This is a genomic window from Methylobacterium sp. J-090 (genome assembly GCF_022829345.1).
Lineage (GTDB): Bacteria > Pseudomonadota > Alphaproteobacteria > Rhizobiales > Beijerinckiaceae > Methylobacterium.
Window position 1 is genome coordinate 61,785 of record NZ_JAKSXV010000094.1, and the last position, 23,042, is coordinate 84,826.

The 23,042-nt window shown below is 68.3% G+C and carries 24 protein-coding genes; 16 read left to right on the forward strand and 8 right to left on the reverse strand.

What is annotated here, in order from left to right:
- Nucleotides 1–4 precede the first annotated feature (4 nt).
- Nucleotides 5–1,057, reverse strand: coding sequence for a lysine-2,3-aminomutase-like protein (locus MKK49_RS16775; protein ID WP_244030449.1), 1,053 nt, complete (start codon nt 1,055–1,057; stop codon nt 5–7).
- Nucleotides 1,054–2,103: an EF-P lysine aminoacylase EpmA gene (gene epmA / locus MKK49_RS16780; protein ID WP_244030452.1), complete on the reverse strand. Its 1,050-nt coding sequence runs from the start codon at nt 2,101–2,103 to the stop codon at nt 1,054–1,056. Before epmA ends, MKK49_RS16775 begins: the two co-directional genes overlap by 4 nt.
- A 178-nt stretch (nt 2,104–2,281) precedes the next feature.
- On the opposite strand from epmA, the gene efp reads away from it, so the two are divergent.
- The gene (gene efp, locus MKK49_RS16785) at nt 2,282–2,848 is read left to right on the forward strand and encodes an elongation factor P (RefSeq protein WP_056174827.1); all 567 of its coding nucleotides are present in this window, start codon (nt 2,282–2,284) and stop codon (nt 2,846–2,848) included.
- A gap of 4 nt (nt 2,849–2,852) precedes the next feature.
- On the opposite strand, the gene MKK49_RS16790 is transcribed toward efp, so the two are convergent.
- Complete coding sequence (locus tag MKK49_RS16790) at nt 2,853–3,854, reverse strand: heparan-alpha-glucosaminide N-acetyltransferase (RefSeq protein WP_244030453.1); 1,002 nt, start codon at nt 3,852–3,854, stop codon at nt 2,853–2,855.
- Between the two features lie 176 nt (nt 3,855–4,030).
- Here MKK49_RS16790 and MKK49_RS16795 point away from each other — a divergent pair, with 176 nt between their 5' ends.
- From MKK49_RS16795 to MKK49_RS16835, 9 genes are all read left to right on the forward strand, one after another.
- Complete coding sequence (locus MKK49_RS16795) at nt 4,031–4,648, forward strand: cold-shock protein (protein ID WP_279595587.1); 618 nt, start codon at nt 4,031–4,033, stop codon at nt 4,646–4,648.
- A 73-nt stretch (nt 4,649–4,721) separates the two neighbouring features.
- On the forward strand, nt 4,722–5,216 hold the full coding sequence (locus MKK49_RS16800) for a DUF192 domain-containing protein (protein WP_244030457.1): 495 nt from the start codon (nt 4,722–4,724) through the stop codon (nt 5,214–5,216).
- A gap of 130 nt (nt 5,217–5,346) precedes the next feature.
- Nucleotides 5,347–5,823: a hypothetical protein gene (locus MKK49_RS16805; protein WP_244030458.1), complete on the forward strand. Its 477-nt coding sequence runs from the start codon at nt 5,347–5,349 to the stop codon at nt 5,821–5,823.
- 93 nt (nt 5,824–5,916) lie between these two features.
- Nucleotides 5,917–6,771, forward strand: coding sequence for a dienelactone hydrolase family protein (locus MKK49_RS16810; protein WP_244030526.1), 855 nt, complete (start codon nt 5,917–5,919; stop codon nt 6,769–6,771).
- Nucleotides 6,772–6,952: 181 nt separating this feature from the next.
- Nucleotides 6,953–7,420, forward strand: a complete 468-nt coding sequence (locus MKK49_RS16815; RefSeq protein WP_244030459.1) for a response regulator — start codon at nt 6,953–6,955, stop codon at nt 7,418–7,420.
- 64 nt (nt 7,421–7,484) lie between these two features.
- The gene (locus MKK49_RS16820) at nt 7,485–7,700 is read left to right on the forward strand and encodes a hypothetical protein (protein WP_244030461.1); all 216 of its coding nucleotides are present in this window, start codon (nt 7,485–7,487) and stop codon (nt 7,698–7,700) included.
- Nucleotides 7,701–7,818: 118 nt separating this feature from the next.
- On the forward strand, nt 7,819–9,000 hold the full coding sequence (locus MKK49_RS16825; RefSeq protein ID WP_244030463.1) for a chlorophyllase/cutinase-like alpha/beta fold protein: 1,182 nt from the start codon (nt 7,819–7,821) through the stop codon (nt 8,998–9,000).
- A gap of 30 nt (nt 9,001–9,030) precedes the next feature.
- The gene (locus MKK49_RS16830; RefSeq protein ID WP_244030465.1) at nt 9,031–9,642 is read left to right on the forward strand and encodes a glutathione S-transferase; all 612 of its coding nucleotides are present in this window, start codon (nt 9,031–9,033) and stop codon (nt 9,640–9,642) included.
- 91 nt (nt 9,643–9,733) lie between these two features.
- Nucleotides 9,734–9,934, forward strand: a complete 201-nt coding sequence (locus MKK49_RS16835) for a hypothetical protein (protein WP_244030467.1) — start codon at nt 9,734–9,736, stop codon at nt 9,932–9,934.
- Nucleotides 9,935–10,045: 111 nt separating this feature from the next.
- On the opposite strand, the gene MKK49_RS16840 is transcribed toward MKK49_RS16835, so the two are convergent.
- Nucleotides 10,046–11,227: an amidinotransferase gene (locus MKK49_RS16840; RefSeq protein ID WP_244030469.1), complete on the reverse strand. Its 1,182-nt coding sequence runs from the start codon at nt 11,225–11,227 to the stop codon at nt 10,046–10,048.
- 209 nt (nt 11,228–11,436) lie between these two features.
- Here MKK49_RS16840 and MKK49_RS16845 point away from each other — a divergent pair, with 209 nt between their 5' ends.
- The 5 genes from MKK49_RS16845 to hpnK all read left to right on the forward strand — a co-directional run bounded on the left by MKK49_RS16845 (nt 11,437) and on the right by hpnK (nt 16,916).
- Nucleotides 11,437–12,537: a flippase-like domain-containing protein gene (locus MKK49_RS16845; RefSeq protein WP_244030472.1), complete on the forward strand. Its 1,101-nt coding sequence runs from the start codon at nt 11,437–11,439 to the stop codon at nt 12,535–12,537.
- Entirely contained in the window at nt 12,528–13,139 is a 612-nt protein-coding gene (locus tag MKK49_RS16850) for a phospholipid-binding protein MlaC (RefSeq protein WP_244030474.1), read from the forward strand. Before MKK49_RS16845 ends, MKK49_RS16850 begins: the two co-directional genes overlap by 10 nt.
- Nucleotides 13,140–13,226: 87 nt before the next feature.
- Entirely contained in the window at nt 13,227–14,405 is a 1,179-nt protein-coding gene (gene hpnI / locus MKK49_RS16855; RefSeq protein WP_244030481.1) for a bacteriohopanetetrol glucosamine biosynthesis glycosyltransferase HpnI, read from the forward strand.
- 57 nt (nt 14,406–14,462) lie between these two features.
- Nucleotides 14,463–15,896: a hopanoid biosynthesis associated radical SAM protein HpnJ gene (hpnJ, locus tag MKK49_RS16860; RefSeq protein WP_244030484.1), complete on the forward strand. Its 1,434-nt coding sequence runs from the start codon at nt 14,463–14,465 to the stop codon at nt 15,894–15,896.
- A gap of 177 nt (nt 15,897–16,073) precedes the next feature.
- The gene (gene hpnK, locus MKK49_RS16865; protein WP_244030487.1) at nt 16,074–16,916 is read left to right on the forward strand and encodes a hopanoid biosynthesis-associated protein HpnK; all 843 of its coding nucleotides are present in this window, start codon (nt 16,074–16,076) and stop codon (nt 16,914–16,916) included.
- 6 nt (nt 16,917–16,922) lie between these two features.
- Here hpnK and MKK49_RS16870 read toward each other — a convergent pair whose 3' ends face one another.
- From MKK49_RS16870 to MKK49_RS16880, 3 genes are all read right to left on the reverse strand, one after another.
- A complete protein-coding gene (locus MKK49_RS16870; RefSeq protein WP_244030488.1) occupies nt 16,923–17,312 on the reverse strand; it encodes a type II toxin-antitoxin system VapC family toxin in 390 nt (129 codons plus the stop codon).
- A 3-nt stretch (nt 17,313–17,315) separates the two neighbouring features.
- Complete coding sequence (locus MKK49_RS16875; protein WP_244030490.1) at nt 17,316–17,591, reverse strand: type II toxin-antitoxin system Phd/YefM family antitoxin; 276 nt, start codon at nt 17,589–17,591, stop codon at nt 17,316–17,318.
- A 113-nt stretch (nt 17,592–17,704) separates the two neighbouring features.
- Nucleotides 17,705–20,371: an MMPL family transporter gene (locus MKK49_RS16880; protein WP_244030494.1), complete on the reverse strand. Its 2,667-nt coding sequence runs from the start codon at nt 20,369–20,371 to the stop codon at nt 17,705–17,707.
- A 701-nt stretch (nt 20,372–21,072) separates the two neighbouring features.
- On the opposite strand from MKK49_RS16880, the gene hpnH reads away from it, so the two are divergent.
- Entirely contained in the window at nt 21,073–22,236 is a 1,164-nt protein-coding gene (gene hpnH / locus MKK49_RS16885; protein ID WP_244030496.1) for an adenosyl-hopene transferase HpnH, read from the forward strand.
- Nucleotides 22,237–22,338: 102 nt separating this feature from the next.
- Here the strand turns inward: hpnH and MKK49_RS16890 are convergent, their stop codons facing one another.
- The gene (locus tag MKK49_RS16890; RefSeq protein ID WP_244030501.1) at nt 22,339–23,013 is read right to left on the reverse strand and encodes a phosphorylase; all 675 of its coding nucleotides are present in this window, start codon (nt 23,011–23,013) and stop codon (nt 22,339–22,341) included.
- Nucleotides 23,014–23,042: the final 29 nt, after the last annotated feature.

Below are 23,042 nucleotides of genomic sequence, written 5' to 3' on the forward strand. Positions count from 1 at the left end.
GGCCTCATGCCTTCGGGATCGGCGGCGGGTAGGCGTGGAAGCGGCCCTGCGGGTCCTCGACCCGCCAGCCGGCCGCCGTCGCGCGGAGGTAGTCCGGCCCCACCGGCACCTTGCCGTGGCCGCCGGGGATGTCGAGGACGTAGAGGGGCTGTGCGAGCCCCGAGAGCCGGCCGCGGAGCTGCCCCATCAGGGCACGCCCCTCGGCCAGATCCGTGCGCAGGTGGCCGGTGCCGGGGGCGAGGTCGCCATGGTGCAGGTAGTACGGCTTGATCCGGTGCTCCACGAAAGTCCGCATCAGGAGGCCGAGGGTCTCGGGATCGTCGTTGATGCCGGCGAGCAGCACCGTCTGGCTCACCATGGGGATGCCGGCATCGACGAGGCGGGCGATGGCGCGCGCGGCGGCGGGGGTGAATTCGCGCGCGTGGTTGGCGTGGAGCGCCACGAACACCGCGCCGTCGAACTGCTTCAGGGCTGCGACGAGAGCGTCGGTGACGGCCGCGGGATCGACCACCGGCACGCGGGTGTGGAAGCGCAGCACCCGCACGTGTGGAATCGCCTTCAGCGCCTGGGCGATCCGGGCGAGGCGCCGGGGCGAGAGCGCGAAGGGATCGCCGCCCGTGACCACCACCTCCCAGATCTCCGGCCGGCCGGCGATGTAGGCGAAGGCCGCGTCGAGTTCGGCGTCGCTCAGGGTTCCGAGGCCCTCGGGGCCGACCCGCTCGCGCCGGAAGCAGAACCGGCAGTAGACCGGGCAGACATGGAGCGGTTTCAGCAGCACCCGGTCGGGATAGCGGTGGACGAGGCCGGACAGGGGGCTGTGGGCGTCGTCGCCGATGGGATCGGCATCCTCCTCAGGGCGCGTCGCGAGTTCCTCCGCCCGGGGAACGAACTGGCGGGCGATGGGATCGTGGGGGTCGGCCGGATCGATGAGGTCGGCCAGATCCGGGGTCACGGAGACGGCGTAGCGGGCGGCCACCGCTTCCAGTGCGGGAAGGTCAGCGGCCGCGACGAGGCCGGCTCGGACAAGGTCGAGGGGGCTCTTCAGGGGGCGGTTCACGACCGTCCCCCGGTGACGGGCGTCCAAAGCACGTCCTCGATATGGGGGGCGCCGACGCAGAGCATCACCAGGCGGTCGAGGCCGAGCGCGATGCCGCTGGCCTCCGGCATGATGGCGAGCGCCTCCAAGAACGCCTCGTCGATAGGGTAGCGCTCGCCGTAGACCCGCTCCTTCTCGTCCATCGCGAGGGTGAAGCGCCGGCGCTGCTCGGCCGGGTCGGTGAGTTCGCCGAACGCGTTGGCGAGTTCGACGCCGCAGGCATAGAGCTCGAACCGCTCGGCCACGCGCGGGTCGCACGGGCTCGGACGGGCGAGCGCCGCCTCGCACACCGGATACTCGCACAGGATCGTCGGGCGCCCGAGACCGAGACCGGGTTCGATCCGGGCGACGAGGACCCGGCTGAACAGGTCGGCCCAGGTGTCGTCCGCAGCGACCCGCAGGCCGGCTTCCGCGACGGATGCGGCAAATCCATCCCGATCCGTGCTTCCGTCCGGCCCCACCGTCGCCAGGAGGTCGATACCCAGCTTCGAAAAGGCCTCCGCCAGGGTCAGACACTCGAAGGGTGCGAAGGGATCGGCCTCGCGGCCGCGATGGATGAGAATCCGTGTGCCCGCCGCCTCGGCGGCCAGCGCCAGCGTCTCGGAGCAGTCCCGCATAAGCTGCGTGTAGTCCTCGCCCGCCCGGTACCATTCGAGCATGGTGAACTCGGGGTGGTGCAGGGGCCCACGTTCGCGGTTGCGGAACACCCGCGAAAAACTCACGATCCGTCGCTCACCCGCCGCCAGCAGGGTCTTGCAGGCGAATTCCGGCGACGTGTGAAGGTAGAGCGGATGGGAAACCCCATCGGCCCCGAGAATCTCGGTGGCGAAGGCCGAGAGATGAGCTTCGTTGCCGGGCGAGACCTGAAGGCAGGCCGCCTCGACCTCGACGAAGTCGCGCTCCGAAAAGTGTCCCCGCAGGGCGGCGGTGATGCGGTTGCGCGCCATCAGGGCCGGGCGCCGGTCGGCGTGGCGGTCCGGATTCCACCAGGGGGAGGGAACGGTCATCGGGCGGGCCTTACCACGGGTGGCCGGGCGCCTCCACGTCTCAAGGGCCCCCCAAGTCCTGCGGCTGGCAACGGGGCCACGGATAGGGTAGTGGCGGACCGACGATGTCGCTCCCGCGGGCCCGAACCGCGACGGGGCGACCGACCCGTTTCTCGAGACACGAACAGGACCTGACCCCGTGAAGGTGATCGCTTCCACGCTCCGCAAGGGCAACGTCGTCGACAAGGATGGCAAGCTCTACGTCATCCTGACGATCGAGAACATCCACCCCGGCAAGGGCACCCCGGTGACGCAGCTCGACATGCGCCGCATCACCGACGGCGTGAAGGTGTCGGAGCGCTACCGCACCACCGAGTCGGTGGAGCGTGCCTTCGTCGAGGATCGCGAGCACACCTTCCTCTATGAGGACGGCGAGGGCTTCCACTTCATGAACCCCGAGACCTACGATCAGGTCGCGATCCAGAAGGACGTGATCGGCGATGCCGCACCCTACCTTCAGGAGGGCATGAAGGTGATGGTCTCGATCCACAACGACGTGGCGCTCACCGTCGAGTTGCCCCAGCGCGTCACCCTGGAGATCACCGAGACCGAGCCCGCCATGAAGGGCCAGACGGCGTCCTCCTCCTACAAGCCCGCCATCCTGTCGAACGGCGTGCGCACCGCCGTGCCGCCGCACATCGCGGTCGGCACCCGCGTGGTCATCATGACGGAAGACGGTTCCTACGTGGAGCGCGCCAAGGACTGATTTTTTACGGGGCGGGCGCGGTACCCTCGGCCGCCTCGTAGCAGCCTTGCGACAGGGCTTGGGCGCGCGCCCGCTCCGCCACCGTGAAGGTCCGCTGCGATTGCGCCCATAGGCCATCGCGGCGGAAGGCCCCGACGACGCAGCGTGCGGCCACCCGGCACGCCGCCACCTCGCCCCCCGTCGCGATGCAGTTGCGAGCGTAGGCGGTGCGGAACTCCGCCTCGCCGGCACGCGGATGCGGCCCTACGAGGGCGGCGATGCCCGAGAACAGCGCCAGCAACACGGGCTGGTGGACGAGATAGACGGCGAGACTGTGCCGCCCGGCGAAGGCGGCGATACGCCCGGGTCCCCGTGCGGCCCGCCAGCGGTCGATTCGCGTCTGCGCCAGGCGCGGCAGGCCGAGGCGCCCGACGACGATCCCCGCCAGGACGAGCCCGAACCACGGGAACAGCGGCACGTAGTCGTTGGTCTGCGGCAATGTCTTGCCCAGTCCAACGAAGAACAGGACCGGCGCATCGAGCACCCCACCGCCCATGACGTGGGGGGCCGCCATCACGAGGGCGGCGCCGAGGGCCGTGACCGCCACCGGCGCGAACAGGAACGGCAGGGCCAGCACGCTGGAGAGCGCGATGCAGTGCAGGATGCCGAAGAACACGTAGCTCCCCGGAAACAGCCCGTAGGTCGCCGCCGTCACGGCCAGCGCCGCGCCGCCGATGCGCAGGAGACGCGTCAGCACGGCCCGGCGCCGGACGCCCGCGCCATGGGCGAGGACGAGGCCGATTCCGACGAGGACGAGGAATCCACCGGCGATGAGGTGGGCGGCGACCCGGCCGGCCGGCGCCAGGGCGTAATTCTCCGGCGTCAGCCGGAGATAACCGAGGTCCCAGGTCGCGTGGTAGGCCGCCATCGCGCCGAGGGCCACGCCCCGCGCGGCGTCGAGGGCATCGATGCGCGCGCGCGGCGGGGAAGCGGGGACGTGATCGGGACCGGGCGGAGTTGAGGCCATGCCCTCGGCCCTAACATCGATCCGACGCCCTCGCGATCCCCTGTGGCGCCCGCACCCGCGTGGCGAACAATGCAGCATGGATCGACACGCGCGGACACCAATTAGGCTTCCGCAGGGTGACGACTTCGTTAATCTCTCCTGCGGATCGCGCGGCGTGATTCGGTGTGGGTTGCTTAATGTCGGACGATTTCGGGGCGGGCTCCTACGGGGGGCATTCGGCGGATGAGCACGCGGATGCCCGCACCGGCGAAGGCCTGGGCGGCGACACCCAGCGCCCCCTCGACCTCGTCGAGGTGGCCGGTCGCATCAAGTGGTTCGACGTGGCGAAGGGTTTCGGCTTCATCGTGCCCGACGACGGCACGGCGGACGTGCTGCTCCACATCACCTGCCTGCGCCGCGACGGCCACCAATCTGCGAGCGAGGGCGCGCGCGTCGTCGTGGAGGCGACCGAGCGGCCGCGCGGTTGGCAGGCCTTCCGGGTGCTCTCCCTCGATCAATCAACCGCCTTGCACCCCTCCGAACTGCCGCTCCCGCGCACCCATGTCAGCGTCACCCCGACGAGTGGCCTCGAGACGGCAGTGGTGAAGTGGTTCAACCGCCTGCGCGGGTTCGGCTTCCTCAGCCGAGGCGACGGAACGCCCGATATCTTCGTCCACATGGAGACGCTTCGCCGCTACGGCATCGCCGAACTCAAGCCCGGCGAGATCGTTCTCGTCCGCTACGGCGACGGCTCGAAGGGCAGGATGGCGGCGGAAGTCCGCTTTCCCGACGGTGCTCTGCCGGCCTCGCACTGACCCACGCCTTTCCATAAGTTCACGCTATTCCCGGACCCGCACTTTTCCCCGAGCCCGCACTTTTCCCCAAGCCATGAGTTCCGCGTTGTCGAACACCAAAGCCGCCCTGCGCGCGCTCTGTGCGCTCCTGTTCCTCGGTCTCGGTCTTGCGACCGCCCCCGCGCAGGACGCGGCCTCCGGCCCGACCGAACCCTTGACCATCGCGTCCCGTGCCGGACGCCACGCCTTCGCCGTCGAGGTGATGCGCACGGATGCCGACCGCTCGCGCGGCCTGATGTACCGGCGGACCATGGCCCCCGATCACGGCATGCTGTTCGACTTCCAGGCCGCCGCCCCCGTGGCCATGTGGATGAAGAACACCTACCTGCCTCTCGACATGGTGTTCATCCGCGCCGACGGGACCATCGCGCGCATCGCGACGGACACCGAGCCGCTCTCGACCAAGGTCATTCCGTCGGGCGAGGCGGTCCTGTCCGTGCTGGAACTCAATGCCGGCACCACGGCGCGCCTTGGCATCCATGCCGGCGACCGGGTGGAACACGCGCTGTTCCGCACAACCAAACCATAGGATCCGCACACGAACGCAACAAGAACATCGCTTGACGATCGTCCCAATTCGGACCAATGTTCCCTCAATGTTCTGAGCGCTGCATCAATCGCCGATCCGGTGATTCGTGTGACGCCGATGAGGGGACATCATGATCGACCTGCATTCGGACGAGAGCCCCGCGACCGCCGCCCTCCTGTTCGGCAACGCCGAATGGAATGTCCTGCCTGAGGGGCTGGAGCATCGCGCGAGCGGCTACTTCATCGCCCGCGACGTGCTCGGGATGCGCCGGGGCGACCTGTGGGAATGGCCTCTGCACCTGGCCGAGAAGAGCTGGTGCCAGCCCCTGCCGTTCCGCGACGCCTTCCTTGCCGCCCTCGAAACCTTCACGATCGCCCGCGATGCTGGTCTCGCCGCGTCCTTCGCCCTGGGCTTCGGATTGACGGCCGGGCAGGGCCTCGGAAGGTCCACCGACGGCTTCGTGAGCCTGGGCGAGATCATCCGGCCCAAGGCACAGAAGCAGAGCGCCGCGCGCAAACGAAACGCCGCGCCGGAGGTGCGTGGCAGCCGCCGCGGCATGCCGGTGCCGCGGACGGTCGAGGCGGGCGTCCAGCGCATTGCGCTCTGACGCGGGACGTTGCCCTCCGGTCACCCGGCCCTAGATCCTCGTTGGGCACCGGAGGGCATCATGGGACACGATCAGGAAGACGGCACGGCCGGTATGAATGGTCTCGAAGGCCTCCTGGCACCACCGTTTTCCCGGCGTGGCTTCGTGATGACGAGTCTGATGACGGGAATTACCCTCGCCACCACGTCGGTCGAAGCGCAGGTGATCCATACGGATGCCGCGGGCCTCGTGGCGGGTGAAGTCCGCATCCCCGCCGGTGACGGCCCGATGCCCGGCTACCGCGCGATGCCGGAAGGGCAGGGACCGTTCCCGGTGATCCTCGTCATCGAGGAGATCTTCGGGGTTCACGACTACATCAAGGATATCTGCCGGCGGCTGGCCAAGGTCGGCTACTGCGCCGTGGCACCCGAACTCTACGCCCGTCAAGGCGATCTCTCGACCATGACCGACGCCAAGGTGATCGTCCGCGACGTCATCTCGAAGACGCCCGATGCGCAATGGATCGCCGACCTCGACGCTGCCGCGGCCTGGACCGTCACGAATTCGAATGGCGACGCATCGCGCCTCGCCACCATGGGCTGGTGCCGGGGCGGGCGCGGCGTCTGGCTCTACGCCGCCCATCGCCGTGACCTGAAGGCCGGTGTGGCCTGGTACGGCGCCATGGGCGGCGAACGCACGACCATCCAGCCAAAGACGGCCGACGATGTCGCTGGCGAGATCAACGCGCCCCTCCTCTGTCTCTACGGGGCCGCCGATACCGGCATCCCCGTCGCCGCCATCGAGGCGGCGCGGGACAACGCGCGGGGGGCGGGCAAATCCGTCGAACTCATTGTCTATCCGGAAGCACCGCACGGCTTCCACGCCGATTATCGTCCGAGCTATCGTCGCGAGGCGGCGGAGGATGGATGGAGCCGGGCCCTCGCCTTTCTCAAGGCCCAGGGCGTCTGAATCCGAGGTGTTTGATGAAGTGCCCGGCGCAGGCCGCGACCGGGGAACTGCGGCACGAATGCTGCATTGATTTAAAAACGTCGCGGCTCACGCCCGCATGTCCGACACATTCACCAGTTAGGTCACGGATCGGATACTAAGGGATCGGCCCGCCGTCCTGGCTTGAAGAGCGTTCCGGACCATGAGTTCTACCCCCCCGTCGGACGCACGCCCGGTTATCCTCGTCGTCGAGGACGAGCCCGATGAGCGCTACCTCGCGGCTGAACTGTTAGAGGAGACGGGTTTCCGGGTCATCGAGGCCGAGACCGCCGAACGCGCCCTGGCAATTCTCAACGACCACGGCGACGAAGTCAGCGTGGTGTTTTCCGATGTCCGTACACCCGGCCCCATCGGGGGCTTCGAGCTCGCCCGGATCATCGGTGTCACCTGGCCCCGGGTCCGTGTCCTTCTCACCTCGGGTGACGCCGGCGACCAACCCAGCGATCTTCGGGTTTCGGCGACCTTCATTCCCAAGCCCTGGCGAGCCGCCGACATCCTGGCCTGGGTTCAGGATGCGGCCGGGCATCCGGCCAAGGCAAGGATCGGCGCCGATGTGATCGGGACTGGCACGAACGGTTCTCGAATTATCGTCGGCGAAGCGGAAACTTGAGCCTGCCGGCCCGTTGACGGAGTCCTTCTGTACGATACCGTCCAAGCGATTCGGTGCTACTCCCATGATGTCCGGCAAAAACCCGCACCGACTCCCCGCGGCAACGATCCGCTCCCATACGGTCTTCAATGAATCCGCGATGCTCGCGCGGATCGGGGAAGATTTGCGCGACTTCTATGGCGATGTCGACGCGTCGTCGCTTCCCAACGATCTTCTGCGCTTGGCGAACCTCGTTGACGGGAAGCGCCGGCGATCGAACGAGGATAGCGCGGCGTCCTAGTGCGGCGGGAATGCCGCACTATTCAGGAGCTTTCCGCCCGCCGTCGCACGCCTTGCGTGATCTGCTATGTCTCGGCCGTCGGGCCGCTGCCGTTCCGATTCCGTCTGTCGAGCACGCCATGCGCCTGAACCTTCGCCTCGGCCTTGCCGCCGCTTGCCTATGGACCGTAGGCGCCGTGCACGGCCCGGCCTCCGCCGCCGCTCCGCCGGTTCAGCCCGCCGAGGGACCGGGCGGGATCGGCGACCGCGCCGCGACCATCGTCAAGCGTGCCCTCGGGCGGCCCAGTGCGGCGACCTTCATCTTCCACAAGGCCGGGCCCGCCCCTGCCGAGGGCCGACCCGTCGCGGTGTTCCTCCATGCCTGGGGGGCTCCGAACCCGCAGGCCTACGGTGCCTGGATCGATCACCTCGCCCGCACCGGATTCCTCGTGGTCTTTCCGCGCTTCCAAGAGATCAACCGGACGCGACCGGCCGATGCCTCGGCCAGCGCCGAACGCCTGCTCAAGGCCACCTTTTCGGAGTTGGCCCAGGATGCCGATGCCAAGCCGGACGTGAAGCGCGTCGCGGTGATCGGGCATCTCGCCGGTGCGCCCATCGCCGCCAACGTCGCGGCGGACGCGGCCGAACAGGGTCTGCCCGTGCCGCGCCTCGTCTTCGCGATCATGCCGGGCGGCATCGCCAGCGATGCCAAGGCGCGCGGCATCGTCCTGCACGACCTGTCCAGGATCGCCCCCGAGACCCTCGTTGTCACGGTGATCGGCGACCGCGACGCCCGGGCGGCCGATCTCGCCGCCCGCCGTCTCCTGCGGGAGGCGATCGCGGTAACGCCCGAGCGCAAGCTCTTCCTGCGCGCCCTGTCGGACGATCACGGTTTCCCGGCGCTCACCGCCACCCTCTCCTCTCCGGCCGGCGCCGACCCGGCCTACGATGGCGCCGCCCTGAAGCTGCCGCCCGAGCCGCCGCGCGACCCGAAGCAGCCCGCGCCGCCGTTCAAATGGACGCCCGACATGGCGCTCACCGGCGAGCAGACCACCCTGGTGGCGCAGATCAACAATGCGCGCACGGACAGCCTCGACTACCTCGCCTATTGGAAGACCTTCGATCTCGCCGCCGCGGCCGCCTTCGGGGGTGCCGACGCACAGGCGCTCAAGGCCAATCCGCGCCTGAGCGACATGGAGCGCTGGGCCGATGGCTGGCCGGTCAAGCGCCTCGTCGTCGAGACGCCGCGCCTGACGCCGCCGCCGGCCGCCGCCGTCACACCCGCAGCCACCCGCGCCAAACCGGCATCCCGCCGGCCCTGATCCCACGCCTCAGACCGGTTTCGCCTCCCGATGAAGCTGTTCCACTCGCATTTCTCGCCGTTCGTGCGAAAGGTCATGGTCGTCGCCCACGAGGTCGGTGCGTCCGAGCAGCTCGAACTCCTGTCCAGTGCGGCTCACCCGACCCAGCGCGATGCCAACATCCTAGCGCTTCATCCCCTGGCGCAGGTGCCGACCCTGATCGCCGACGACGGGCGGGTCTTCGCCGACAGTCGGGTGATCTGCGAATACCTCGACACCGTCGGCGGCGGCGGCGTATTTCCCCAGCTCGGCCCGGCGCGCTGGACGGCCCTCAACGATCAATCGACGGCCGACGGCGTCCTCGATGCCGCGCTTCTCATCCGCTATGAACTCACCGTGCGCACCGAGGGCGAGCGCTCGACCGCCTGGATCGCCGGACAGACCGCCAAGATCGGGAGCGCCCTCGATACCTTCGAGGCGGGCGCGGCCGCTTTGGCCGACCGGGTCGATATCGGCACCATCGCGGTCGCCTGCTCGCTCGGCTACCTCGACCTGCGCTTCCCGGAGCTGGCCTGGCGACGCCGGAGCCCGGCTCTCGCAGCATGGTTCGAGGGATTCGCCGCGCGTCCGTCGATGCAGGCGACGAAGCCGCCGGCGGCCTGACCGGGGCCATCACGGACAAAGACCCTTTCGCGCAAGGGAATCCTGGCGCAAGCTTTGCGACACGGCATCCGGGTCCGCCGGATGCCGCGCCATGTCCGATTTCGTAGCAACCCTCCTGGCCGCCCTGATCTTCTGCCTGGGGCTGATGCTGCTCAACGCCGTCACGCGTCTGGCCCTGCAGTGGCACGTGGCACCCGCCGACCTCGCCGAGAACGGGATGCTGCAATACGGTCTTGCCATGGCGGCGGCCGGGACGGCTTGGCGTCGGGCCGTTCGCGTACGAATCGCCTGAGGCGTCCCCTGGTCGCGCACGCACCAGGCGGGCATCCACGCACCGGGCGGGTATCGAAGCCGGTGCTCGGGAGCGCGCCGTCGGCGCGCTCCCGTATCTCTACCAAGATTCCTAGAAGTAGGACTTCAGGGTGCCACGGCGGCGCACGTCGAGGGTGGCGCAGTGGAACGAGCCACCGAACGGTCCGTAGGACAGGAACGGAGCCGGGATCGGGTCGAAGCCCCAATCCTTGAGGGCCTTGATCAGGGTCGGCTGACTCTGGTCGACGACGATCTTCTTCTCGTCGATGGCGAGCACGTTGATCGAGGTCCAGGGCGAGCACATGGAGATCTTGCTCATGAAGCCCTCGACGGGGTCGGGGCGCGGGGCGATGAGCACGTCCCACTTCTTGAGCACGGCCGGCAGCTTCTCGACGTCGATGTAGTCCGGGTTCACCAGCACCTTGCCGGGCGCGAGCGGCATGAACGACGAGTCGATGTGCATCGGCTGCGGGCAGCGGCTCTCGATCTCGTGGATGCGGAAGCCGGGGCCGAGGTGGCGGCGCAGCCACTCGATGCCCATCAGGTTCGTCACGTTGGAGCGGGTGACGAAGAGGTCGCGGCCGCAGCGCACGAAGTCGGCGGCGTCGAACACCGGCTCGAACTCGTTGACGGTGAACTGCATCGGCTCACCGGCCTTCAGGTTCGGCACCCGGTAGTCGTAGTTGTAGAGCTCGTCGGTCAATTGCGGACGCGGAGCCGAGGTCCACCGCGCTCCATTGCGAAAATATTCCTTGAAGAGCGAGCGGTAGGCGTCGCCCTCGAAGTAGCGCGAGCGCCAGCACATGGGGCTCTCGATGATCTCGTCGCCGATGACGAGGTACGGGTCGCGCGGGCAGGCGACGCAGAAGCCGCGCGAGGACCATTTCGGCGCCCGGAACTTCTTCGAGAAATCGATGCTGTCGGGCCGGCGGATCTTCACGCCCTCGCCGGCGAGGATGGAGATGAAGTTGTCGAGCTCCTGCTGGGCGAGCTTCTTCATGAACTTCGGATACCGGAACCCGGACGCAAAGCGGTAGAACGGCTGGGCCGCACGCGGCAGGTTGAAGATCACGGTCAGATGGTGTGTCGGAATGGTCGCACCGTCGAGACTTCCGACGATGACCTCCTCCAGGGGGTCCCACTCGTTCCAGGCCATCACCGGCGAATGCGGCTTGGGCGTCCCCGGGGCGCCGAAACCGGCCGACGTCGTGCGGTCGCCACGCCCGTCCCGATCGACGGCCTCGCCCGCCGTGATGTGTGATTCGCGGTCCATGATCCGTACCCCTGTCGCGCGTCCTGCGGCTGCTTTTTTGGGGCTTCGCCCCTATGCCGCTTTGGCCCGCACTGTGTCTATCGGGTGATAGACAACGCTTCCCAAAGCTGCAACTTCCGATGACGTTCATCGCTTCCGGCGGTCTTCTGACCCGGAAACACGGCGGGATTTCAGCAGAGATCGGCCGAACCGACGTCCGAAAGGGGACCATGAAGCGTTTGACGACATTGGCCCTGATCGCCGGTCTTTGCACGGTCGTCGGCCTGTTCCTGTCCTCGGGTCTCGAAGACGTTGCGGCCGCCGTGGTGAGCGCCGGATGGGGCGCCCTCGTCGTCGTGCTCGCGCGCGCCGTGGCCGTCGCCTGGGCGGGCCTGGGCTGGTTCGTGATCTTCCCGCGCTTCGAGCGCCCGTCCTTCCGTGACTGCGTGACGCTCCGGTTCGTCCGCGAGGGCATCAACACCCTGCTGCCCGTGGCCCAGGTCGGGGGTGATTTCGTCGCCGCGCGGCTCCTGACCAAGCGCGGCGTCTCAGGCGGCGTCGCCGGGGCCAGCATGTTCGTCGATCTGATGACCCAGGCGGTCACCCAGTTCCTGTTCACCGTGGCCGGCGTCGTGCTGCTCGCCTGGCTCGCCGGGGACGGCCCCATCGTGCGCACCGTGGCCGGCGGCCTCGCCGTCGCCGCGCCCGCGCTCGCCGCCTTCTACCTCATTCAGCGCCGCAGCGGCCACAAGGTAATCCAGTCCCTGGTCAGCCGCTTCGCCGGCTCGCGCGAGTGGCGCGCGCTCGGCGCCATCGACGTGCTCTACGATGCCCTCAAGCGCCTCTACGGCCATCACGGCCGGGTGCTCGGCGGCATCGGCATCCACCTCGTCGGCTGGCTCATCGGCACCATCGAGGTCTACGTCTGCCTGCACTTCATGGGCTACCCCGTGAGCTTCCTCGAGGCCCTCGTCATCGAGAGCCTGGCGCAGGCTGTGCGCGGCGCGGCCTTCGCCGTGCCCGGGGCGCTGGGCGCCCAGGAGGGCGGCCTCATCGCGCTCTGCGCCATCTTCGGCATCCCGGCCGAGGCGGCGCTCGCCCTCTCCCTCGTCAAGCGGCTGGCCGATCTCCTCGTCGGCGTCCCCGGGCTGCTCGCCTGGCACGCCCTCGAAGGCAAGGGTGGGCCGGCGCCCGAGAGCGGGGACGCGGTGGCGTCCCGTCACGCCCCGCCGCACGCGGCCCCCGTGGTCGTGCCCTATGGCAACGACCGCGGCACGACGCTCCTGCGCACCGTCGAGGGCGATCTGGGAGACCTGAAGAAGTGCGCCTGATCCCCATCCTCCGTGCGGGCCTCGTTGCCGGTCTGCTGGCGGCGGGCTGTCCCGCACGCGCCGCCGACGACCCGGCTGTCGGTACCGTGCGCACCCTGTACACGAGCTTCGAAGCCGCCCTGAAGGGTGGACCCGGCGATGCCCGCACCCGGGCCGCCGCCATCGGTCCGACCCTGAAGGAGACCATCGACTTTCCCGCCATGGTACGCGTCGCCGTCGGCCCGAAGTGGAAGGGGTTCACCCCCGAGCAGCAGGGCGCTCTCACCGAAGCGTTCGGTCAGTATTTCATCGCCACCTACGCGACCCGTCTCGCGCAGGCCGCCGGCGGCAAGTTCGACGTGAAGCCCCGGAGCGAGGCGCGCGGCGCGAACCGGCTCGTCCAGAGCGGAGCCGCCAACGCGGATGGCGAGTCCTCCCAGGTGGATTACCTCGTCGGCCCCGGCAACCGCATTCAGGACGTCTATCTCAACGGCAACGTGAGCGAGGTCGCGGCCCTGCGCGGCAGCTTCGCGGACCCCCTCAAGGCGGCCGGCGCCGACGGGTTGCTGAAATTCCTGCGCGAACGCACGACCGGCATGCTCGCCGCCAAACCGGCGCCTTAGAGTCCGGCCACAGCCGGACGACCACAGACTTTCGCGCCGCTCCCCTCGCGGCACTCTCACGAGCCCCGTGACCGAGCGATGCCCCCCATGGATCTGACCTGGCTCTCGCACCTGCTGCTGCTGCTCGCGTTGGCCGGGTGCGTCTACGGTCTGGCCGCCGCCGCCCTGGCCGGCCGGTTCGCCCGGCGCGTGGCGCCCGCCCTCGTGGGCGCGCCGCCCTCGGTGACCATCCTCAAACCGCTCTGCGGCATGGAGCCGAACCTCTACGAGAACCTCGAGACCTTCTGCCAGCAGGCCTATGCCGGCCCCGTCCAGGTGGTGTTCGGCGTCCAGAGCGCCGCGGACCCGGCGATTGCCGTGGTGCGCCGGCTCGCGCAAGCCTATCCGGCCCTCCGCCTGGATCTCGTCGTCGACGCGCGCCAGCACGGGTCCAACCGCAAGGTCTCGAACCTCATCAACATGTCGGGCCAGATCGTCCACGACGTGGTGGTGCTGGCCGACAGCGACATGGTGGTGAAACCCGATTACCTCACCCGCATCGTCGCGGAACTCGGCCAGCCCGGCATCAACGGCGTCACCTGCCTCTATCACGGCGTGCCGGCGCACCGGGGCATCTGGGCCCACCTCTCGGCGCTCGCCATCGACGTGCAGTTCCTGCCCAACGTGGTGATGGGCACCTCCCTCGGACTGGCGAAGCCCTGCTTCGGTTCCACCATCGCCTTCACGGCGAAGGCGCTGGCCGAGATCGGCGGCTTCGAGGCGTTCCGGGACGACCTCGCCGACGACTACGCCATCGGCGAAGCCTTGCGGGCGGGCGGCGGCATCGTCGCGATTCCGACCTTCACCATCGGCCATACCTGCGTCGACACCGATCTGGCCGGCCTGTGGAGCCACGAACTGCGCTGGAACCGCACCATCCGCAACGTCGATCCGGCGGGTTATGCTGGCTCCATCGTCACCCACGCCTTCCCGCTGGCCCTCATCGGGGCCCTGATCCCAGGGGCCGGCGCCAATGCCCTGGCGGTGGCCGCCTTCGCCCTCGCCTGCCGCATCGTCCTGTGCGTGCGCCTGGAGCGGGCCTTCGGACTGGCAGCGCACCCGTATTGGCTGTTGCCGATTCGCGACATCCTCTCGTTCATGAACTTCTCCTGGAGCTTCGTGTCGGGTGCGGTGACATGGAAGGGCCACGATTATCGGGTGGTTGCGGATGGCACACTGATCCCCGAGCGAAGCCTCGGCCACGATGCTGGTGCATCCTCGCTCTGACCTTCGCTTCTAGCGTCCCGCCCGCCCCCTTTCCTTCTCGCTGAGGCCTTGAACCCCATGCGCACCCTCTTCCTGCAGGCCCCCACCTTCGACGGCTTCGACGGCGGCGCCGGCTCCCGCTACCAGGCCAAGCGCGAGATCAAGTCGTTCTGGTACCCGACCTGGCTTGCCCAGCCGGCCGCCCTGGTGCCGAACTCGAAGCTCATTGACGCCCCCCCGCACAACATCAAGCTCCCCGAGATCGTGGCCCAGGCCAACGACTTCGACCTCGTGGTGCTCCACACCTCGGTCCCGTCGTTCAAGTCCGACGTGAAGACCGTCGAGGCGCTCAAGGCCGCCAACCCGAAGCTCATCGCCGGCCTCATCGGCGCCAAGGTCGCGGTCGATGCCGCCGGCGCCATGGCCCAGGCCCCGTGCATCGATTTCTGTGCCCGCAACGAATTCGACTTCACCGTCAAGGAAGTCGCCGACGGTACGCCGATGTCGGAGATCAAGGGCCTGTCCTACCGAGACGCCAACGGTGTCGTGATCCACAACGTCGATCGCGAGATCATGACCGACATGGATCAGCTGCCGTTCGTCACGAGCGTGTACAAGCGCGACCTCCAGATGGAGAAGTACTTCATCGGGTACCTGAAGCACCCCTACATCTCGTTCTATTCCGGCCGTGGCTGCAAGAGCCGCTGCACCTTCTGCCTGTGGCCGCAGACGGTGGGCGGTCACACCTACCGCACCCGTTCGGTCGCCCACGTGATCGAGGAGATCAAGTACTGCCTGAAGGAGTTCCCGCAGACGAAGGAGTTCTTCTTCGACGACGACACCTTCACCGACAACCTGCCGCGTGCCGAGGAAATCGCCCGTGAGCTCGGCAAGCTCGGCGTCACCTGGTCGTGCAATGCCAAGGCCAACGTGCCGCGCGAGACCCTGAAGGTCTTGAAGGAGAACGGCCTGCGCCTGCTCCTCGTCGGCTACGAGTCCGGCAACCAGCAGATCCTGAACAACATCAAGAAGGGCATGCGCGTCGAGGTCGCCGAGAAATTTACCAAGGATTGCCACGACCTCGGCATCGCCATCCACGGTACCTTCATCGTCGGCCTGCCCGGCGAGACCCGGGAGACGATCCAGGAGACGATCGCGTTCGCCAAACGCATCAACCCGCACACGATCCAGGCCTCGCTGGCCGCCCCCTACCCGGGCACCTTCCTCTACAAGCAGGCCGTGGAGAACGGCTGGCTCGACATCGCCAACGCCGAGCTCGTCGACGAGAACGGCGTGCAGATCGCGCCGCTGCACTATCCCCACCTGTCGCATTCCGAGATCTTCGCGGCCGTCGAGGAATTCTACCGGAAGTTCTACTTCCGCGCCCCGAAGATCGCCTCCATCGTCTCCGAGATGGTGCGCTCGCCCGACATGATGAAGCGCCGCTTGCGCGAGGGCGTGGAGTTCTACCGCTTCCTCAAGGAGCGCCAGGGCACCGCTAAGGCCGCGTAAGCAGCTTCTCCATCGACAATCGCGGCCGGGCTCAAAGCCCGGCCGTTCGCGTTCCGGGGTCTGGGGCCCGAGGCCCCGGCGGGTCGAGGGCGGAGCCCCGCTCTTCCTCCTTCCAGGGCTCTGCCCTGGACCCGCGAGAGGGCTTGCCCTCTCGACACCCCGCCGTTGGGAGTTTTCGTGAAGCGTCTCGTCGTGACGGCCGACGATTTCGGCTTGAGCCTCGCGGTCAACGAGGCCGTCGAGCAGGCCCATCGCGAGGGCATCCTCACGGCCGCGAGCCTGATGGTCGGCGCGCCCGCCGCCGCCGACGCCGTGGCGCGCGCCCGGCGCCTGCCCTCGCTCCGGATCGGGCTGCACCTCGTCATGGTCGAGGCGTGGCCGACCCTGCCACCCCTCGACCTCCCCGACCTCGTCGGGCCGGACGGCCTCATCCGTAGCGATATGGGCAAGCTCGGCCTCGACCTCGCTCTGAAGCCGGCGACCCGGCGCCAGCTCGCCGCCGAGATCACAGCCCAATTCGAGGCCTACCGCGCCACCGGACTGCCCCTGGACCACGTCAACGCCCACAAGCATTTCCACGTCCACCCGCTCATCGCTGGCGCAGTGCTGAGCCTCGGCCGCCGCTACGGCATGCGGGCGATCCGCGTGCCGCGCGAGCCCCGCGCGGTGCTGCGCGCCGCGGAGCCGGAAACGAACCCGAAGCCGGCCCTCGACAGCGCACCCTGGGCGGCCCTGCTGGCCGTGCGCGCGCGCCAGGCCGGGCTCCTGATCCCCGACCGGACCCTGGGGCTCGCCTGGTCAGGCGCGATGACCCCGGCCCGCGTCGCCGCCCTCCTGGCCCATCTGCCGGATGGTCTCACGGAACTCTACACCCACCCGGCCACCGGTGGCGGCTTCCCCGGCGAGGCTCCGGGCTACGCCTACGCGGCGGAGCGCGATGCCCTGATCGCGCCGACCTCCCTCGCGGCCCTGGCGGCATCCGGGGCGGTCCGCGGCGGGTTCTCGGATTTCACCCCGTAGGCTGCCTCACGGGAAACGGGCGGCGAAGGGATGGTCGCGCAGGGCTTGGTCCACGGTGACGAGGTATCGTTTCTCGATCCGGCATTGCCCCAGCAGAAGCCGGTCGAAGGGGTCGCGCGTCGGAGGTTCAGGCGACACTTCCGCCACCACGTGATGGTGTGTGATCAGTAGAATCATGAAGCCGGCGGCCTCGAAGAACGCCGCAAGGTGCGCAGGCGGAACTCCGGGCTCAAGCTTGCCCAATCGTGTCTTGATCGCGATTTCCCAAAGGCTCACGACACTTAACGCGACGTCATGCCCACCGCGCGCGAGGCCTGAGGCGATCGCCGGATAGATGCCATCCAGGCCGCCTCGCGACAGCCCGATCAAGACGTGCGTGTCGAGAAGCAGGCGCACGGCTCAGGGCAGAGGTCGGAGCAAAAAATCCTCCGGCAACGGGGCGTCGAAATCCTCCGCCACATAGGGGAACGGATTACCGATCCCATTTGCACGAAGGTAGGCGTAGCCCGCTTCCCAGTTCAGACCACCATCCTGAGGCGGCTCGCTTCGCCGATGCGGAACGAGGTCGAGAACGGGCTTCCCGCCGCGGGTCAACACGATGGCCTCGCCACTCTCCGCGCGCTTGGCGAGGTCGGCAAGGATTGGTCCAGCTTCTTCGAGCAGAATCGTCGTCATGCGGAGAAATCTAGGCATACCCCGCGCGGGCGTCCACCGCCTCGATCCTTCATGACGCAGAACGGGCGCGGATCCCATCCGCGCCCGTCTTTCGTTCTCGAAGGAGGCTCGCCCTACTTCGCCGCCAACACCTCGGCCGGACGCTTGGCCATGAGGTCCGGCGGCACGGCGGCATCGCCCTCGGGGCGCTTCGGATCGGGCTGCTTCGGCGGGGGGCCGAGGAAGGCCGGAACCACGAAGAACGCCGCCACGAGGGTGAAGAACAGGGACAGGGCGAGGAGCTTGCCCATGCTGGCGGTGCCGGGATGGCTCGACAGCACGAGGGAGCCGAAGGCCGTGCCGGTGGTCAGGGCGGAGAAGAAGATCGCCCGGGTCAGGCTGGAGGCCAGCATGTCGGCGACGCCCGCCCGCCAGGCGATGACGTAGTAGATGTGGAAGGCCACGCCCACCGCGAGCATGAGCGGCATGGCGATGATGTTGGCGAAGTTCAGCGGCATGCCGACGATATGCAGCGCCATCAGGGTCCACAGGGTCGCGAGCACCAGGGGTCCGAGCGTCATCGCCACGTCCCAGGGTTTGCGCAGGGCCACCGACAGGATGATGAAGATGAGCACCAGGGCGGTGAGCGCGGCCTGCACGAAGGCGCCGAGGATGGTGTAGCTCGACGAGGTGGTGGCGACCGGGGCACCCGTGGCGTGGGGTGCCACGGTCTGCACTTCCTTGGCGAAGCGGCGCAGGACGACGTTGTCGTTGGCGTCACCGCTCGGGTGGACCTCGATCCGCGAGCGCCCGTCCGCCGTGACCCACTCCGCCTTCAGCTTCGGCGGCAGGTTGTCCAGGGTGATCTTCTGCGGATTCAGCAGGCCGGCCAGACGGGTCAGCAGGGTCTTGAGGTCCGTGGTCACGGCGACGCCGGCGGCCTCGCGCATGGCGACGGGGGCCGTCGCGAGGGTATCGAGGGTGCCGGCCAGGGCGCCGGCGGTCTTGGCGGCCGGCGCGGTTCCGGTGAGCGTGCGCAGGGCGGCGGCCGTGTCCTTGATCGCCTTCACGGTGTCGGCGTCGGTGGGCGGTGGCGGCTTGCGTCCGGGATTGAGCGCCGGCCCGAGGAGCTGGGCCGTGTCGGCGATGATGGCGAGCTTCTGATCCTGATCCGGCGGCACGAAGGTATCGATGTCGATGACCTTGGCCACGGAGGGCAGCTTGCGCAGCTTCTCGGCGATGGCCGGCGCCGCCTCGGGGGAGGGGGCGAGGACGTCGATGAGGTTCGGGCTCGTCTCCGGGTCCTTGATCAGGTCGAGATAGGTGGCGATCGATTCCACCTTCGGGCTGCGCAGGTGCATCGGGTTGGAATCGAACGGCAGCTTGAACAGGAGCGGGATGCCCGCCACCGTGACGAGGCCGACGGCGATGAGCACGGCCTTGCGGTGTTCGATGATCCAATGATCGACCCCCGCCATCCAGGTGGTCTCGACGGCCTTGGCCTCGGTCTTCGGCTTGAACACGGCGATGAGCGCCGGCAGCAGGGTGAGCGAGAACAGGTAGGCGACGATCATGCCGACGCCGGCGATGAGGCCGAGTTCGGACACACCCCGGAAGGCCGTGGGCAGGAAGGCGAAGAAGCCCGCGATCAGGGAGATGGCGGCGAGCGTCAGGGACCAGCCGACACCGCGCGCGGCGGCTTTGAGCGCCGAGGGCAGGTCGGGCTGCTCGAATCGGTCGGCCCGGTAACGAACGGCGAACTGAATGCCGAAATCGATGCCAAGTCCCACGAACAGGGCGGCGAAGGCCACGGAAATCGGGTTCAGCTCGCCCACCATCAGCAGGCCGAGGGCCGCCGTGACGATGAGGCCGGCGAAGGTGGTGATGAGAACCGCGCCGACCAGGGATGCGGAGCGCAGGGCGAGCCACACGAACAGCACGATGGCGCCGGTGGTGACGCTGTAGTTGACGAACGCGTCCTCGGCGAGCGTCGCGAACTCGTCGTCGGCCACGGCCACGGGGCCGGTCAGGCGCATGCGGGCGCCCCCGCCGACATGATACTCGCCGTTGTTGATCTTCAGGTCGGCGGCAATCTTGCGCACCACCGCCGTCGCCGTGGCGCCGGGCTGGAGGGCGTTGTAGTCCAGCACCGGCTGGATCATCACGAACTTGCGCAGATCCGTGCTCTGGAGCTTGCCGTTGGAGAGCAGCGTCTGCCACGACAGGCGGGCCGGCTGGCCGGCCAGCACCGTGCGCAGGGTCTCGTCGATCTGGCCCATCGGCCGGTCGAGGTCCTCGATCTTGGCGTCTCCGCTCTTGACGCCCTTGGCGCCGAGGCTGAGCACCCGCATGACCCCACGCAGGGACGGATCGGCGGCGAGCGGCCCGAGGAGCCCCTGCTGCTGCACGAGTTGCTCGGTGGTCTTGGTCAGCTCCTCCTGCGACATCAGCAGGAAGCCGTTCTTTTCGTAGAACGGACCGCCATCCGGACGGTAGACGGATTCGATGGTGTCCTTGCGCGCGGCCAGGGCCTTGGCGAGATTGGCCGCCGCCTCCTCGGCCTCCTCCGGCGTCTTGCCGTCGATGACCGCCACGAGGGTCCCGGTCCGCTGCGGGAACGCCTTCTCGTAGGCGATCTCGTCCTGGCGCCAGGGCACGTCCTTGTCGATCAGCCGTTCCACATCGGTGTTGATGCGGAACAGGTGGGCGGCCATGCCGGCGCTCGCGACGGTGGCGAGGGCGACCAGGGCTATGACCAGCCAGCGGCGCTGGACGGAAAACGCGACGAGCCGTTCGATCACGGGTATCCTGCCTGCTTGTGCGATGCGGTCCGGCCGAACCCGGCTCTGTCAGAAGCCGCCGACCCGTCGGCCGGCACGTGCGGATCGCGTGGTTTCCAACGGACGGCTGTCACCTGTCGGCACGATCCACGAGTGCGAAGCCTCCGGCGGCGAATCCAGACCCGTCCCGTATGCACGAGCAAACGAGCAGGCGCGGCGATCCGATCTTCTCGTCTGGCTCAGTAAGGGTCCCGCGTCCGGAATGCAACGCGCGGCGATTCTTTGTCCCCGCGCTCCTCACAGCGGTGTGTTTTCACACTTGGAGGCGGTTGCGATCGGCGCAAGGTGCGGACACGCGAGAAGGTTCGGACACGCGCCGGACATTCAACGGCTGGCTAGGAAAAGATCACCGGCTTCTTTCGATCGATCGCCTCACAAAACTCACGATCGCGGGTCTTCTCTCCCGCGACCGCACTGCAGCGGGCGTTTCGGCCAGAACCGCTCCGCCGTACCCAGCGAGCCGCCTTCTTTCGACGAACCGATGTGAGAGACCCACCGCGTATCCGGGCCTGTGGCGGGATTATCCCAGGGCCCTGGAAACACGCACGAGCCCGGGTGGTTTCGCGCCGTTTCAGATTGGTTCCAACCTAGGTCGCTGGAATTCCGCTTTTTTTCACGCTAAGCAGCCCGATACGTCGGGGCCAGCAACAAGGAGCCACGTCTTGGGTATTCCCCTCCGGTACGTCGCGAAGATTGGCGGCTACATCCTGAAACAGCACCTCACCGGTCGCAAGCGCTACCCGCTCGTGATGATGATGGAGCCGCTGTTCCGCTGCAATCTCGCCTGCGCCGGTTGCGGCAAGATCGACTACCCGGACGAGATTCTCAACAAGCGTCTCCCCGTGGCCGACGCCCTCGAATCCGTGCGCGAGTGCGGCGCCCCCATGGTGGTGATCGCCGGCGGCGAGCCGCTGCTGCACAAGGATCTGCCGCAGATCGTCGAGGGCATCATCGCGCAGAAGAAGTTCGCGATCGTGTGCACGAACGCGCTCCTGCTCGAGAAGAAGATCAAGGAGTACAAGCCGAGCCCGTACTTCACCTGGTCGATCCACCTCGATGGCGACAAGGAGATGCACGACCAGTCGGTGTGCCAGCGCGGCGTCTACGACAAGGCCGTGGCCGCCATCGCCAAGGCGAAGGAGATGGGCTTCCGCGTCACCATCAACTGCACCTTCTTCAACAATTCCTCCGCCGACAAGATCGCCGACTTCTTCGACACCGTGACGAAGCTTGGCATCGACGGCATCACCGTCTCGCCGGGCTACGCCTACGAGCGCGCGCCCGACCAGCAGCACTTCCTCAACCGCAAGGCAACGAAGGACCTGTTCCGCGGCGTGTTCCGCCATGGCAAGGAGAAGGGCCGTCAGAACTGGACCTTCCAGCAGTCGGGTCTGTTCCTCGACTTCCTGGCCGGCAATCAGACCTACCACTGCACCCCGTGGGGCAACCCCACGCGGACGGTGTTCGGTTGGCAGAAGCCCTGCTACCTCCTGGGTGAAGGCTACGCCGCCACCTTCAAGGAGCTGATGGAGGAGACCGACTGGGATTCCTACGGCACCGGCAACTACGAGAAGTGCGCCGACTGCATGGTCCATTCGGGCTACGAGGCATCCTCCGTGGTCGATTCCGTGAAGAAGCCCTGGAAGCCGCTGATCCACGCCATCCGGGGGATCAAGACCGAGGGCGAGATGGCCCCCGAGGTCAGCCTCGAGAACCAGCGCCCGGCCGAGTTCGTGTTCTCGCGCAACGTCGCCCAGAAGCTGTCCGAGATCAAAGCCTCCGGCGTCGACACCAAGCGCGAAGCCCGCAACCGCACGGCGGCCTGAGCCACTTCGGCGCCGGAAAAGTCCGGCGCTGCACGACTCCGAACGAAAAGCCCCGCGACACCTTCGTGTCGCGGGGCTTTTTGTTGTCCGGTCGTGGCGCCCCTACGGCACGCCGAGGCCGTGGCCGAGGAGGGGCCGGCACCGCGTCAGGGCCGCGAAGGCCCGCCCGGAATCGCGTGCGAGGTGTACGAGGGGGCCGATCTGGCGCGGATCGCGCAGGATCGCCGTGAGCACCGCGACGATGTCGGGCTCGCCGTTCGGTTTCAGCGCCTGCGCCGCGAAGGCTGGGATCGCCCTGTCGGCCGGATCGCACACCACGCGGATCGCCGCGAAGGGTAGGCCGTGCCGCGCCGCGAAGGCGGCGGCGACGTGGGATTCCATATCGACGATTGCTGCGCCCGTGCGGGCCTGGAGGCCGGCTTTGTCCACGACGGTGAGGATGGCGGTCTCGACACCCACGATGGCCGATCGGCGGAGGGAGCCGCCGAGGCTCGCGAGCCGGGCCATCAGGGCATCGGCGACGGCCGGGTCAGCCGGATAGCGCTGGTCTCCCGCCATGATCTCCGAGGCGACCACCACATCCCCGGGCGCGAGGTCAGGGGCGAGGCCGCCGGCGATGCCGATGCTCACCACCGCGCGGCAATCCGGCGGCCTGCGGGCCTCCAGCAGCGTGCGCAGGCGCTGCGGGTTGCCGCCCGCCCCGATGGCGACGACGCCCGGCCCGGCGGCGAGGCGCGCTTCCTTGGCGAGGCCGGTGACGGCGAGGACGGGGAGCATCGGAGTTCCAGAAACCAAGCCAGCCCTCC

What these genes read in the sequence shown, in the direction of transcription:
- MKK49_RS16790 (WP_244030453.1), bottom strand. Translation starts at nt 3,854, where the DNA reads ATGGCCTCAACTCCGCCCGGTCCCGATCACGTCCCCGCTTCCCCGCCG.
- hpnI (WP_244030481.1), top strand. Translation starts at nt 13,227, where the DNA reads ATGGATCTGACCTGGCTCTCGCACCTGCTGCTGCTGCTCGCGTTGGCC.
- MKK49_RS16800 (WP_244030457.1), top strand. Translation starts at nt 4,722, where the DNA reads ATGAGTTCCGCGTTGTCGAACACCAAAGCCGCCCTGCGCGCGCTCTGT.
- MKK49_RS16845 (WP_244030472.1), top strand. Translation starts at nt 11,437, where the DNA reads ATGAAGCGTTTGACGACATTGGCCCTGATCGCCGGTCTTTGCACGGTC.
- MKK49_RS16830 (WP_244030465.1), top strand. Translation starts at nt 9,031, where the DNA reads ATGAAGCTGTTCCACTCGCATTTCTCGCCGTTCGTGCGAAAGGTCATG.
- MKK49_RS16890 (WP_244030501.1), bottom strand. Translation starts at nt 23,013, where the DNA reads ATGCTCCCCGTCCTCGCCGTCACCGGCCTCGCCAAGGAAGCGCGCCTC.
- MKK49_RS16805 (WP_244030458.1), top strand. Translation starts at nt 5,347, where the DNA reads ATGATCGACCTGCATTCGGACGAGAGCCCCGCGACCGCCGCCCTCCTG.
- epmA (WP_244030452.1), bottom strand. Translation starts at nt 2,103, where the DNA reads ATGACCGTTCCCTCCCCCTGGTGGAATCCGGACCGCCACGCCGACCGG.
- MKK49_RS16840 (WP_244030469.1), bottom strand. Translation starts at nt 11,227, where the DNA reads ATGGACCGCGAATCACACATCACGGCGGGCGAGGCCGTCGATCGGGAC.
- MKK49_RS16835 (WP_244030467.1), top strand. Translation starts at nt 9,734, where the DNA reads ATGTCCGATTTCGTAGCAACCCTCCTGGCCGCCCTGATCTTCTGCCTG.
- MKK49_RS16815 (WP_244030459.1), top strand. Translation starts at nt 6,953, where the DNA reads ATGAGTTCTACCCCCCCGTCGGACGCACGCCCGGTTATCCTCGTCGTC.
- MKK49_RS16875 (WP_244030490.1), bottom strand. Translation starts at nt 17,591, where the DNA reads ATGACGACGATTCTGCTCGAAGAAGCTGGACCAATCCTTGCCGACCTC.
- MKK49_RS16795 (WP_279595587.1), top strand. Translation starts at nt 4,031, where the DNA reads ATGTCGGACGATTTCGGGGCGGGCTCCTACGGGGGGCATTCGGCGGAT.
- MKK49_RS16810 (WP_244030526.1), top strand. Translation starts at nt 5,917, where the DNA reads ATGAATGGTCTCGAAGGCCTCCTGGCACCACCGTTTTCCCGGCGTGGC.
- hpnJ (WP_244030484.1), top strand. Translation starts at nt 14,463, where the DNA reads ATGCGCACCCTCTTCCTGCAGGCCCCCACCTTCGACGGCTTCGACGGC.
- MKK49_RS16820 (WP_244030461.1), top strand. Translation starts at nt 7,485, where the DNA reads ATGATGTCCGGCAAAAACCCGCACCGACTCCCCGCGGCAACGATCCGC.
- MKK49_RS16825 (WP_244030463.1), top strand. Translation starts at nt 7,819, where the DNA reads ATGCGCCTGAACCTTCGCCTCGGCCTTGCCGCCGCTTGCCTATGGACC.